The 13,942-nt window shown below is 29.0% G+C and carries 12 protein-coding genes; all 12 read left to right on the plus strand.

Annotation, left to right across the window (positions count from 1 at the left end; translation table 11 throughout):
* The first annotated feature begins 14 nt into the window (after positions 1-14).
* The 12 genes from ACYUET_RS01705 (at position 15) to ACYUET_RS01760 (ending at position 13,646) form a co-directional block, all read left to right on the plus strand.
* Positions 15-869, plus strand: coding sequence for an NAD(+)/NADH kinase (locus tag ACYUET_RS01705; RefSeq protein WP_460277425.1), 855 nt, complete (start codon positions 15-17; stop codon positions 867-869).
* Positions 866-1,318, plus strand: a complete 453-nt coding sequence (locus tag ACYUET_RS01710; protein ID WP_460277427.1) for an arginine repressor — start codon at positions 866-868, stop codon at positions 1,316-1,318. Before ACYUET_RS01705 ends, ACYUET_RS01710 begins: the two co-directional genes overlap by 4 nt.
* Positions 1,319-1,337: 19 nt before the next feature.
* Positions 1,338-3,026 carry a DNA repair protein RecN gene (gene recN, locus ACYUET_RS01715; RefSeq protein ID WP_460277428.1) on the plus strand — a complete coding sequence of 563 codons (1,689 nt, stop codon included), beginning with the start codon at positions 1,338-1,340 and terminating at the stop codon, positions 3,024-3,026.
* A 201-nt stretch (positions 3,027-3,227) separates the two neighbouring features.
* A complete protein-coding gene (spoIVB, locus tag ACYUET_RS01720; protein WP_460277430.1) occupies positions 3,228-4,418 on the plus strand; it encodes a SpoIVB peptidase in 1,191 nt (396 codons plus the stop codon).
* A 455-nt stretch (positions 4,419-4,873) separates the two neighbouring features.
* Positions 4,874-5,692: a sporulation transcription factor Spo0A gene (spo0A, locus tag ACYUET_RS01725; protein WP_219780424.1), complete on the plus strand. Its 819-nt coding sequence runs from the start codon at positions 4,874-4,876 to the stop codon at positions 5,690-5,692.
* 905 nt (positions 5,693-6,597) lie between these two features.
* Positions 6,598-6,756, plus strand: a complete 159-nt coding sequence (locus tag ACYUET_RS01730) for a hypothetical protein (protein ID WP_460277432.1) — start codon at positions 6,598-6,600, stop codon at positions 6,754-6,756.
* On the plus strand, positions 6,743-7,702 hold the full coding sequence (locus tag ACYUET_RS01735) for a hypothetical protein (RefSeq protein ID WP_460277434.1): 960 nt from the start codon (positions 6,743-6,745) through the stop codon (positions 7,700-7,702). Before ACYUET_RS01730 ends, ACYUET_RS01735 begins: the two co-directional genes overlap by 14 nt.
* 475 nt (positions 7,703-8,177) lie before the next feature.
* Positions 8,178-8,873, plus strand: a complete 696-nt coding sequence (locus ACYUET_RS01740; RefSeq protein ID WP_460277435.1) for a hypothetical protein — start codon at positions 8,178-8,180, stop codon at positions 8,871-8,873.
* A 110-nt stretch (positions 8,874-8,983) separates the two neighbouring features.
* On the plus strand, positions 8,984-9,142 hold the full coding sequence (locus tag ACYUET_RS01745) for a hypothetical protein (RefSeq protein ID WP_460277437.1): 159 nt from the start codon (positions 8,984-8,986) through the stop codon (positions 9,140-9,142).
* Positions 9,143-10,483: 1,341 nt separating this feature from the next.
* On the plus strand, positions 10,484-11,443 hold the full coding sequence (locus ACYUET_RS01750) for a bacteriophage abortive infection AbiH family protein (RefSeq protein WP_460278228.1): 960 nt from the start codon (positions 10,484-10,486) through the stop codon (positions 11,441-11,443).
* Between the two features lie 197 nt (positions 11,444-11,640).
* Entirely contained in the window at positions 11,641-12,435 is a 795-nt protein-coding gene (locus ACYUET_RS01755) for an HNH endonuclease (RefSeq protein ID WP_460277438.1), read from the plus strand.
* Between the two features lie 284 nt (positions 12,436-12,719).
* Entirely contained in the window at positions 12,720-13,646 is a 927-nt protein-coding gene (locus ACYUET_RS01760; protein WP_460277440.1) for a DUF2971 domain-containing protein, read from the plus strand.
* The last annotated feature ends 296 nt before the right edge of the window (positions 13,647-13,942 follow it).

Genomic DNA, 13,942 nt, shown 5'->3' on the forward strand with positions numbered 1-13,942 from the left:
TTTTTGGAGGGGTTATGGAAAATATAGGGATTGCGATAAATCCATCAAAAGATTGCCAAAATACTATATTAAATATGGTTATATCTAATATTAAAAAGGTATTTAACATCGAGAATATTAATGTATATGACAGCTTTGAAGTAAAAAAATTAGACTTAAGTATGATAGATTTACTTATTGTATTAGGTGGAGATGGAACACTTCTTGGTGTAGCTAGAGATTTAGATGAAAATTTTGAAGCACCAATACTAGGGGTTAATATAGGAAATTTAGGATTTCTATCAAGCACTGAAATATCAGATTTAGATTGTGCATTAAAAAGGTTGAAAGCAGGAGAATACAAGATTCATGATAGAATGATGTTAAATTGTGAAGTTGATGGAAAAGAATACAAAAATGAACTTAAAGCTTTAAATGAAGTAGTGGTTGCAAGAGGTACACTATCTAGAATGGTAAAGTTTAAAATTTTTGTTGATGGAAAATTATACTCTACATTTAAGGGTGATGGAATTATCGTATCAACCCCAACCGGTTCAACAGCTTATTCATTTTCAGCAGGAGGACCATTTATACATCCAGATTTAGAAGTGATTACGATAACACCTATATGTCCACATACAAATAGTATGTATACAGTTGTATTAAAGGGTGATAGTGTTATTAAGATAGTATCAGAAAACTCGGATGAAAAAGTTTATTTAACTTTAGATGGCCAAAAAGCTATTGAGATAGAAGATAAATCTTCGATAACAATAAAAAAGAAAGAAAAATCAATAAAGTTACTTTTATTTAATGATTATGATTATTTTAAAGTAATAAGAAAAAAGGTTTTAAATAATTCTAAAGAATGTGATGGTGATGAAGTTTGAAATCAAAAAGGCATACAAAAATATTAGAAATTATATCATCTAAAGAGATAGAGACTCAAGAAGATTTAGCAGAAGCATTAAAATTAGAAGGTTTTGATGTTACTCAAGCTACTGTTTCAAGAGATATAAAAACTTTAAAGCTTATAAAAGTACAAGGCTCAAATGGTAAATCTAAATATGTTGTATCTTCAGGTGAAGAAAAAAATATAGTAGATAGATTAAGTAATATATTATCTAATACTGTAGTAAGCGTAGAGAATATAGATAAGATGGTAGTAATAAAAACCATAAGTGGTTCAGGATCAGCAGCAGCAGAAGCTATAGATAATTTAGAGGGAACTGATATAGCTGGTACTGTAGCAGGAGATAATACAATATTTATTTTAGTTAGAAGCTTAGAAAAGGCAGAGGAACTAGTCGCAAAAATAAGAAAGAGAATATCACTATAAATATAAGGGATGGATAGGAATGTTAATTCAATTAAATATTAAAAATTTTGCATTAATACAAGATATAACGATGAATTTTAATGAAGGTTTTAACATACTTTCAGGTGAAACTGGAGCAGGAAAATCTATTTTAATAGATGCAATAGATTATGTACTTGGTGGAAAGTTTTCTAGAAGTTTAATTAGAACAGGTGAAGAAAAGACATATGTAGAAGCACTTTTTACAATTGAAAATAACGCAATAAGAGAAGTATTAATTGAATTAGATATAGATAGTGAAGACGATATATTAATTGTTTCAAGAGAGACTCATCAAAGCGGCAGAAGTTTAATTAAGGTTAATGGAAAGAGTCTTATTGTTTCTCAGTTAAAGAAAATAAGAGAAGGTCTTCTTGATATACATGGACAGCATCATAATCAGGATCTTCTTCAAAGAAGTACTCATATATTATATCTAGATAGTTTTATAGGAGCAGAAATTGAACCTTTCTTAGAAGAATTTACTAGTTTAAAAGAAGAACTAGTAAAAGTTGAAATTAAAATTCAAGAAATTTCAGGAAATCAAGATAGAGAAAAACTTTTAGATTATCTTAAATTTCAAATCGAAGATATTGAAAAAGGGAAACTAAAAGAAGATGAAGAGGATAATTTAAAGGAAGAATTTAATTTATTATCTAATGCTGAAAAAATAAGTAATAGTTTAAAGTTATCTTATGGATTATTAAATGGACTTGAAGGAGAAAATAGCATTATAAATTCTCTTTCTAAAGTAATACAAGAACTATCTAATGTAGAAACTCATTTTGAAAAAATTAAAAAAAATAGAGAAGTAATAGAAGAAGCATTTTATTTAATAGAAGAAGCATCTAGAGATATAAGAGATTTAGCTGAAGATGTTGTATATGATGATGATGAATTAGAAAAAATAAATGCGAGAATATATGAAATAAACCAATATAAGAAAAAATATGGAGTTACTATTAAAGATGTTTTAGAATATCATGAAAAAATTAAAACTCAATATGATGAAATTATAAATTCTGAAAAGATTATTGAAGAACTAAAACTTAAAGAACAAGAAATTTTAAATAAAATGGAAAAAGTATCATTAAAGCTTCATGATTTAAGATGCAGTAAAAGTAAACAATTAGAAGAAAATATTTTAAAAGAACTTGTTTTTGTAGGGCTTGAAAAATCTAGAATGGAAATAAGTATAATAAGAGAAGATAAGTTTAATTCAAGAGGATTTGATGATGTATGCTTTTTAATTTCTACAAATCCAGGAGAACCTTTAATGCCTTTAGAAAAGGTATTATCTGGAGGAGAACTTTCTAGAATTATGTTAGCATTAAAATGTGTATTTGCAGATAAGGATAAAATACCTACTTTAATTTTTGATGAAATTGACACTGGTATTAGCGGCGTTGTTGCACAAAGAGTTGGTGAAAAGATGTATCAAGTATCAAAAAATCACCAAGTGCTTTGTATAACTCATCTTCCTCAAATTGCAATTCTTTCAGATTATCATTATTTTGTATCAAAAGAAGTAAAAGATAATAAAACTTTTACCAAGATTAAGGTACTAACTAAAGAAGAAAAAGAATATGAAATTGGTAAAATGCTTGGTGGAGATGATGTAACAGAAGCTACATTAAATAATGTTAAAGAAATGATAAGATTAGGTGAAATTAAAAAATTAGAAATTTAAAAAATAATACATATAGCAATATATTTTGGTAAAAATAAAACCATGGATGTCGTGGTTTTATTTTTTTTTATAACAATAAAAAAGATATTTATAAAAAATTAACATAGGTTAAAAATTTTTGACTTTTATAACAAAGTTAATACAGCATAATAGGCTTGTCTACTGGGAAAATTAAAATCAGAAGCAAAGGAGGAGAGAAATATGAAGAAGAAAATTTTATCAGTAATTAGTTTAATCACAGCTCCAATCTTGATTCTGGTTTTAATGACCACAATAAATATTATAAATATACCTAATATAATTTATACTAATAAGGATATAGCGGTATCATCAATGATTCCGAGAGGAAGTACATTAAGTAGAATAAAAGATGATCAAAACAAATATCAGATAAAATTATTAGGTGTAATACCATTAAAGTCATTAGAAGTTCAAAAAGTAAAAGATTTAGAATTATACCCTGGTGGAAATAGTATAGGTGTTAGAGTTTCCACGCAAGGTGTTTTGGTTGTTGGATATTCTGAAATAGAAATTAATAACCAAAAGCAAGAAAGTCCAGGTAAATTAGGAGGAATAGAACTAGGTGATACGATAGTAAAAATTAACGGAGAAGAAGTTCAAAATTGTCAAGACTTAATAAATATAATTAAAGGTTGTAACGAAAGCAAAATAACTGTAAATATTTTAAGAGATAACCAAAATTTTAATAAAGAAGTAGAACTTAAAAAAGAAGAAAATAGTGAATACAAGTTAGGGTTATGGATAAGAGATTCGACTGCAGGTGTTGGGACTATGACATTTATAGATAAGGAATCTAAAAAATTTGGTGCTCTTGGTCATCCTATTACCGATTGTGATACAAATCAACCTTTTTTAATTAAGCATGGAGATATATTACAATCATCTATAATAAACTTAAGAAGAGGAGAAAAAGGTTCTCCAGGAGAATTACAAGGAATATTTACAAATGAAAATGAAGTGAACGGTAAAATAAAAACTAATACCCAAAGTGGTATTTTTGGAACAGTAAAAGATGTAAATATTTTAAAAAATAACCCTAAGCCTATGAAAGTAGGTTTTAGAAATGAAATGACAGAAGGAAAAGCAAAAATAATTACTACAATAGATGAACAAGGACCTAAAGAATATGATATTGAGATAGTAAAATTATTAGATCAAGAAACTCCAGGACCAAAAAGTATGGTAATAAAGGTTACAGACCCAGTATTATTAGAGAAAACAGGAGGTATTGTGCAAGGTATGAGTGGAAGTCCAATTATACAAAATGATAAAATTGTTGGAGCCGTAACTCATGTATTAATCAATAAACCTGACACAGGATATGGTATATATATAGAATGGATGTTAAAAGATGCAGAAATAATTAAATAATAAATAAATGTTTAAAAATAATGGACCAGTATATTCAGTATATTTGGTCTATTATTTTATTTAATATTTCTAAAAATACTAGTTTTTCGCTAGTGTTTTTAGATTTTAAAAAAAATAATACATATTTATCAAACTATTTTCTACAAAAGTATTTACTTATACTAAAAATAAGGTTATAATTTACAAATAGTGGAATATAAATAAATTATAACAATTAATGCTATAATTATATAAATCATGGTATAATTTATAAGGTGAGGTTAAGTTTTTATTAAAAATAAAACGGAAAAAAGTACATACCACTATAATAAAAACAAAATAAAAGAGGATTTTTACTGAGTATTATAGAATTTATAAATAAAACTATCATACTTAAGTGTTAAGTAATCATTTTGATTTATAGAGGTTGGTAATAAATAGTAATATAATGTAAGTTAATGAAGGAGAGAAGAAGCATGGAAGATTCAAAAATATCTGTACTTATTGCTGATGATAATAAGGAGTTTTGTAGTATTTTAAATGATTATTTATTAAATCAAAGGTATATTGTAGTAACAGGAATAGCAAAAGATGGTAGAGAGGCTATAGACTTAATAGTCGAGAAAAAACCAGATTTAGTAATATTAGATATAATAATGCCTCATTTAGACGGATTAGGTGTTTTAGAAAAACTAAATACTATGAATTTAGAAAAAATGCCTAAAATAATAATTTTATCTGCAGTTGGACAAGATAAGATTACTCAAAAAGCTATAACATTAGGTGCGGATTATTATACAGTAAAACCTTTTGATATGGAAGTATTTACAAAAAGAATAAGAGAAATGTTTAGTAATGGAACAGACTGTGAAAATACAAGAAAAACTTCTGCACAACAAATGATTTCATATACAACTGAATCACAAGCACCGAAGGGAACAATGGATTTAGAAACAGAAATTACAAACATAATTCATGAAATCGGAGTACCAGCTCATATAAAGGGCTATATGTATTTAAGAGAAGCTATAACTATGGTTGTTAATGATATAGAATTATTATCAGCTGTAACAAAGGAATTATATCCATCAATAGCTAAGAAATACAATACAACAGCATCAAGAGTAGAAAGAGCTATAAGACATGCTATAGAAGTAGCGTGGGGCAGAGGACAAATAGAAGCTATTAATAAGCTATTTGGATATACTATCCACAATGATAAAGGCAAGCCTACAAATAGTGAATTTATAGCAATTATCGCTGATAAATTAAGACTTAAGAATAAAGTTAGCTAAACGGCTTCGTTGTAGGATTCTTGTGAATGGCTATAGCGATAAACTCTATAAAAATCGCTATGGATTTCAACGTTTTATACCTATAAATATTAAATTGAATTATTAGATGAACATCTTCTGTACATCGGTTTAATGACTGATATACAGGAGGTGTTTTTTTATTGCCAAAAATTACTAAGAGAGTCAAACCAATGATAGATTTTATTCAAGATTTCTTGGATTATTGTAGCTACAAAAATTTATCGAAAAAGACTACCAAATCTTACAACCAAACAATATGTTATTTTACTTTAAGAGCCATTGAAATTAATTTTTGATGGCTTGTAGGTAAAATAATTATATCCAAAGTAACTGACAAATTCCCAAACAATATTACTTGGCTCACTCATAGTCAAGTAGTAAATTTGAAATAAATACACTGAACTGAGTGTCACTATAAGCTTAGAAAAAGCAAGGGATTTAGATTAAACGAAGGAAAGCTAGTAATGGTAGGTGTTTAGAATTCTATTATAATAAGAAAGGTGTTTGTAAGGAATGTGTGGGGAAGAGAGTATGAACAATAAGAACAGGGAGATTTAATGCAATTGATGAACTATGAAGAGGTGTAATGAATTATTGGTACATAGATATGTGTAACGTGACACAGAAGAATTGTCTAATAATTTAGAAAAAGGAAAAGAACACTGAAAAGGGAGTTGCAATGAAAAGTTTGAAATTTTGAGTATTTTAGAGAATGAATTAAAAAGATAGAAGTAGAAAGAGATATCTTTGAAAAATAGTTAGAAGTGGATTTGGAAATATTGGTTACATATGTTAAAATAATTTCGCGTGTATAATTATATGTATAGCTAGCGCAAATTATAATATTAACTTACAATATTGATTATAGTATACCATTGTTTACTTTGTCAACAAAAAGATATTTTATTGATGAAATTTATACATGCAAAAAGGTAAAAGTTACAAAAGAAGAAGGAGAGATAGACATGAAAGAAAAATTAAAGAATTCAACAGGTGATCAAAAGGAAATAGGAGGGATGTTGATAAAGTATGGAATTGTATAGCAAGATAACAAACCAACTATTTTATATTAGAGAAGGTAAATCAAGCAATGAGAAAAATAGTATTTTAAATAATGTAGGTGATGACAAGGTGATTTTAGTGTTGCATAAGCTGTATTTATTAACTAATTTTGAAAAAAAAGCTTTAATAACATTAGATTATATTATAGAAAAATGCGGATATAGCGTAAATCAAAGGACAAGGAAGTCGTTTAGAGACATACTATTACAACTTAGATATTATGGGTGGATTAATTTTGAGGGAGAAGACGGAGATATTAAGAGTGGTCAAATGATAGAAATTGATACTGAAGCACTGTTTTATACTACCGAAACAGATTTTACTTCACTAACACAGAATGAAGTGAAAACCATCATGGATAATGAATTAAATTCAAAGACTAGAATAGCTCTAATTAAGTTGTATCTATATTTAAAAGCTAGGACATATAAAAGAAGCTTTGAAGAAAATAAACTAGAAAAAGGATTAGAAGAATGGAAATATGAAGAATTTGCAGGGTGGAATGACTATCGTTCACAATCAACGTATCAATCATATGAATTAATTAATAGATTTACGAATATAAGCCAATCAAATATTAAACAACTCATTGAGAAATTACAGGAATTAGGCTTAATAACATATGCAAGTGCTGGCAAAAAGTACTTAAAAGGGAAACCTAGTACTATAACGGAATGTGAGAATGTTTATGTCATTAATAATCTACAAGAAAGTATAAAAAGGGAACTTAAAATAGGTCTAAAGCAGTATTGTTATAAAGCTAGAGAACAAGGTTATAGTATTACTAATAGGGAATATACAAATAACGATAGGAAAATTAATGGGAGAATAGGAGGATTAACTAATAAGTTAAAGAAGGGAACAATATCAGCTGAACAATTGCATGAACTAAATGAATTAAATGAACAAAAGAAAAAGTCTGCATAAAAGTAGTGAAAATATGTTGAGTATGTGATTCACATACCATTTAGTAGTAAAATACTACACTCTAGGTATATAATTCGCATACTCAATAGAGGTGTAATAAAAGTAAAATAAAAAAGAGATAAGAGATGAATAATCTATATATACGCGCGCTAGCGCACGCTTTAAATACGTCGGTAAGTATAAAATATTAGCTTTAAATATTATGTTAATTCTAGCTAAATGAATACGCAGTTTGACTTGAATAAAAAATTTAAGAATGCACAAGGAACTAAGGAGAAGTTAATTTAAGTGTTAAAGGATATTACTTCAGCAAAGAGCATTTGTAAGGCAACAGAGAATGGTGAGTATTAAGAAATATCTAAATATTGATTAGAGACTAAGGAGTTAATGCAAGTTGCAAACCCTAAGGATTTGGATATTAATGAACTTAAAGGTATAAATATAGTTATAGATAAAATGTAGAGGAGATAAACGAATGAAGAAAGCAAAATGTAAATGGAGACAGTGCAATGAAATAGCAACTATGGGGAATGGTTATTGTGATAGACATGGTAGAAAGGTTAATATTGCTATGACTGAAGGAGAAGAGGGGGAAATAGGTGTATATTTCTTAGAATTAAAAGGCCGAATATATGTAGGTATGACTGATAAAGATAGTTTCAAGAAGAGGAATGAACATGAGATAAATTGCTTGATAAGACAAGATAGGAAAGGCTTTAAGTGTCATAAGTTTCATGATTGGCTTGATGAACTATGTAAAAATGAATATGGAGAGAAATATGGTAAGGATGCGGACAAGTATAAAGAATTAAGACGTCAGTACCTTGAAAGGAACTTAATAATTAGGAGAGAGCCATTCAGAATATTCTTAGATAACAAAAATCAACCAATTAGTGATGAAAAGGTGTATAAAGAAATGTCTACTACTTTTCAATTAATAAAATTTGATGATACGGCAAGAAAGGAAGAAGATAGAGTTCCATGTTCATTATCACAGAGACAAGCATCACAATCGATTTATGGGCATATTCATGGATTAGAGTTAAAATATATTAAAGAATTGCGTGATTTTGATGAGACAAATGGAACAAATATATTATTAAATGAAAAGACGGAGACAAATACGAAGACAACCAAGAGAATACCACCTATACCTATAGACATGAGATAAACAAATGCCTATGTTAAAAAAGGTTACAAGAAGAAGCACTATCATCTAGTATAGTGCTTTTGTTAGTTTTAAGACTTATGCTGATGATAGTTGAAGGAGTTATTAAACAAGTGAACGAAGAATTAACAGTTAACAGTAGAAAAGTTGCCGAGATGACTGGTAAAAAAGGAATCTTATTTACAGCGACTTATGTGACTAAGTTTGAAGAATGGAAAAGCAAATTAAGTCAAGTGCAATTCAAATATCCTAAGCGCAAGAGTTGGTATTAGCTATTTATAATGGTGGTATTGATGCCGTACTTGTTACTAAAGAATTAACTCAATTAATAGTTAGCGAAGCTGTGATGCTTTTAGAGACTAAGAGTGAAGCTGGATAAACCTTTAGTTGAATTTACGGAGCAGATAAGCGTAGCTAAATAAGCTATTGATATGAATTGAAATATATCTTGATGATCTTATTGGGAGGAGATTTGTTAGACAGAGGTTCGCCATTATGACGAGGGTAATGAAACAATGATTTCACTAGTTTCTAGACGCTTTGACTCTCTATTTTTTGACCTTGGGTATAACTCTTAGATACTTCGGTAGAAATCGTCTCTATAACAGAACCAAAGATGATATGCAACAGGAAGAACAGGAGAAGTTCTTTGAGAAATAGCTCGGCTCAAATCTGAGCAGTCAACAGTTCCATTCGTGCACCACAGAGTTTTTTCACGATGTCGATAAGCACTTTTAGAGTATGTTTTAAAGCCAGTAAATGTAATGGTTCAGAAAATGCTAATTGGCAAATAATCTATAAAACAGTGATTTATAAGGCTTTTCACGATGAAGCATCGATGAAGTGTTTTTGATTTGAAGAAATTAGATGAACGTAAAATTGAAGCGGGATATATAGGTGCTCTCAGATTTGATGAGAACAATTTCTTTATAGCAGTCCTTATCTGCTATGATACTTAAATATGATTTTATAGATGTAAGTCTTATTTATGGCATAACTAAAAAGTATTGATGCTTATCTGTTATTTTACATAGGAAAGTCATGATATAATTGATGCATGATAGTAAATAAGTACTAAACAAAGATAATTCATATTTCTATGTAGATAAATTATAATTTGTTAACTTAAAATGATTGAAATCTACAAACTAATTTAATTGTAGATTTTTATTTATAGTTAAAAAGTATATTAATTTAAAGGAAACTATTACAATTTGTAGAATAATGGTATAGGAGAGTTATTATGTATATAATGAGAAGCTTACAGATGATTTGTTATGGGGATGATTGGAAAATAAAAATTATGCTATTATATGGATAATGCAGTTATATCGAAGGAATTGGATGAATGTAAATAATGATTTTACAAAAAATAATGAAGAGTGCATATGTTTGAAATTGACTACATGACTTGGAGGAGGTTCAAGAGGTGTATCAGAAAATTTCTAATTCTTTTTATATCCTAATGCCCTTTGCATATGTCTATTAAAAAAAGATTAAGTTTATCACATTTCAATATGGCTTTGAGCTACTAAATTTTGAAGGTAGCCCTAAAAGGCGCAACCGCAATTTCAAAATGATAAGGGGGAATTTATCTGAATAGATTAGTTATAATAGGCAACGGTTTTGATATTGCACATGGATTGGATACGAAGTATTCTGATTTCATGCAGTATTTACAGTCATTTGAGAAAGAGCCAGAATATATCATGGGAAATTTTGTTTATAGCCACAGTATTACTCCACATGACCAAGAGAAACATCGTTTTTTTGAAGCAATACGTAAGTATATTCCGCAAGATGATTTGTGGAATTCATTTGAGGATGCATTAGGCATACTGGACGATGAACAAGTGCAAGAAGACAATTCTTGTTATTATATGGATTATGGAGATGATAACTGGCGTGATAGTGCAAACCATGATTATCAATACATGATAGATGAAGATTTATCTTTCGCTTCTGATATTCCACAATATTTTAGTGAGTGGATTACAAAGATAAATACCAATGTTTTACCTATTGTTTCATCGCAAATTTTAGACAGAAATTGCTTGTTTCTAAATTTCAACTATACGGATACAGTAGAAAGAGCATATGGTATTCCTACCAATAGAATTTTATATGTTCATGGGAATGCCTTGCGCGGAGATAATCTTATATTAGGGCACCATGATGATACTCTTTTTCAAGAAAAACCTATGCCCGTATTTAATTCAGAAGAAGAATGGGAAATGTATCGTGATAGCCAAGATGAAGATTTTAGAGTACAGGAAGCAAAGAAAATAATCAAATCCTATTTCAAGAGAACATACAAAGATACTGCTTTGATAGTGCAACAAAACCATTCTTTTTTTGAAGCACTAGTACCAACAGATGAAATATATGTTTTAGGTCATTCTCTGTCCCTAATAGATTTTAATTATTTTATTGAAATTGCGAGGTTTGTTTCGCCAACTTGCAAATGGTATATATCGTATTACAGCCAAGATGATTTTTGCAAAGCTCAAGACTTTGCAAAAGTATTGGGGTTACAAAGTTACCAACTAATAACTTTTGAAGAGATAAAATAAAAGAACGAGACGCAGTAGCGGATTGTATGACTACTGCATCCAGCTTGTTATGGAAAAAGAACATTTATATGATAAAATAAATTTCAAAGGGAGAGATTATCATAAAAGGATTATTTAAGGAAGTAAATCTTAATGCGGCTTTTTCTATTGCTTCTGAAATTATTAAAAATGTCTCATCTGAAAACAGGAGCGATAAAATGGATGAATTGTTGTGCATTGACGCTATTTCGTACGATGAATTTATCATCAAGCTATTAAATGAAAATATTGATAAGATAATGAAGCCGTCCAAAATTACGATTCTTCACGCTTTTATTGGCGAATTCTATGATATGTATATTTTCAATGAATTCTACTACTTTGAGGATAGTATTTACGATAGTGGCGAGTTTGATGAACTCTACACCTTATTAAATCAAGTCAGAATAATTACGAAAGATTGTGGACTTAATGTTAATGATTGGGAACAAAAAATATCAGAGCTAATTGCAAAAATTGATTTAGAATATGAAAAAGAAGAGCCAGTTATCAAACTTTTAGAAAAAGAAGTTGAACAGTTGATTGATGAAATGAGAACTGCTACTCTTGCATTAAAGGACAATATTACTGAAAATGTATTTTTCTTGCTCTTTAGCAACAAGAAATTTTTATTTGACTTCAATTTAATGATTTCAGAATTCATCAAGACACAAAACTTGCCACAAGAAGTTTTCAACGAGTTTAATCATGTTATACGGTGTTCATTTATTCCGAAGTGGCTGCAAAACGGTATTTTGTACCGTGACAGAGCGACCTGTCAGCAATGCGGTGATGATTTGTCCAACTCTTTTCAGATAATGCAGATTGGACGATTACATTTTGACCACATTATCCCTTTAGAAAAAGGCGGAACAAATGATGCTACAAATTTCCAATTATTATGTGCTGATTGCAATTTGTCTAAAAACGACGAATTGCAGTTACCAGCTTATTACTATCAAATGTATTGGTAAAAAGGAAATGAGGAGCGGTAGCCAATGAATAACAACCTCGCTTCATTTTTTTATAGGTGCAGATTATAGACGCTTGTTACACAGTAGAATGTCGATTTTAAGGAGTAAGGTATCAATCCTTGGGTAGGGAGCAAGAATCTATATATAGTAGAATAGTTCGATGGTGTATAATAATGCTTTAGTTCCACCGAAAATTGCTAATAGCTTGGTATGCATTATAAAAATAATTGGAGCAGTTAGTATTTCCAACCTAAATAATTACAAATAAGGGGAGTGACGAATTATTGAAAATAGAAGATGTTCAATATGCAATTCCAGAAAAAGAAATAGACGAAAAAGATTTTGATATTAAAAAATGGCGCATAGATAATCCGATGGATTATCTTAAAGCAATGTTTTTAATTAATACATCATCAAATAAGAATGAAGTTTTTAATACTATCTATCGTGTTACGCGTCTATACATACCAGACACATTGTTTAAATATTATTCGTTGACAGATGACACTGATTTGAATGAGCAGAAATTACATACATTGGAGCAAAAAAAGATATTTATGTCCGACGTTAAATATTTGAACGATCCATTTGATAATAAGGCTTATTTTTATAGATTTGATGAATTAAAAAAATATGAACGGCTAACTGAACATAATGGAAAGCTGATTGATGACTTTTCAACATTTACGAAGGTATCTTCATTAACATCTAACCACGTATATTCGATGCCAATGTGGGCACATTATGCAAATAATCATGCAGGTTTTTGCGTGTCATATGATATGAAGAGTAATGTACAATTATCTGGTTGCACCTTTCCAGTTCAATATACAAATCAGCGCATTGACATTACTAGTTTAATGGATCAACAAGTGAAAAAAATTATTCGAGAATTGGATATTCAATCGGCAGAGGGTAAAAAGCAGATAATATTGGATGACTTATCATTAGTGTTTTTGACATCATTTTTTTGTAATATAAAACATATTTCGTGGAGTTATGAAAATGAATTTCGCTGTACCACAGGAGCTATAGCAGAAGGGATGCCTTATGTGTCAGCAGTACCAAAAGAAATATATATTGGAATGAACTGTATGCCATCCTATGCAGACAAGATTATTAAAATTGCTAATGTATTAAATATACCTGTATATAAAATGATCTTTGATGAATTGAGTCCAGAATTTGATTTGATTCCCAAAAGGCTTTGAAATAGTATTAGCATATATGGAATAATATAACAAAATTAATTTTTATATAAAGACATGAACTTCTCATTATGTTTATAACACAAAACTCACAAATTCCAATTTATTGTTGAGTTAATTTGGAATCTTCTTAAATTATGTATCAACATAAGAAGTATTTAATCTAAAATACTTCTTTGTTTATTGCAAAAAGCAATGAAAGTGTCATAACTTATGAGTATTGACACCGAAGAAGTAAAGACCTATAATAAGGGTATAGCGAGGTGTCAATACTTAGTGTCAAAACAAAACGTAGAAAA

Source organism: Clostridium sp. CTA-5 (assembly GCF_054768135.1).

Bases quoted from the DNA above. Each gene is read 5' to 3' on its own strand.
- ACYUET_RS01755 (WP_460277438.1), top strand. From the start codon at position 11,641: ATGGATGAATTGTTGTGCATTGACGCTATTTCGTACGATGAATTTATC.
- spo0A (WP_219780424.1), top strand. From the start codon at position 4,874: ATGGAAGATTCAAAAATATCTGTACTTATTGCTGATGATAATAAGGAG.
- ACYUET_RS01705 (WP_460277425.1), top strand. From the start codon at position 15: ATGGAAAATATAGGGATTGCGATAAATCCATCAAAAGATTGCCAAAAT.
- spoIVB (WP_460277430.1), top strand. From the start codon at position 3,228: ATGAAGAAGAAAATTTTATCAGTAATTAGTTTAATCACAGCTCCAATC.
- recN (WP_460277428.1), top strand. From the start codon at position 1,338: ATGTTAATTCAATTAAATATTAAAAATTTTGCATTAATACAAGATATA.
- ACYUET_RS01735 (WP_460277434.1), top strand. From the start codon at position 6,743: ATGGAATTGTATAGCAAGATAACAAACCAACTATTTTATATTAGAGAA.
- ACYUET_RS01740 (WP_460277435.1), top strand. From the start codon at position 8,178: ATGAAGAAAGCAAAATGTAAATGGAGACAGTGCAATGAAATAGCAACT.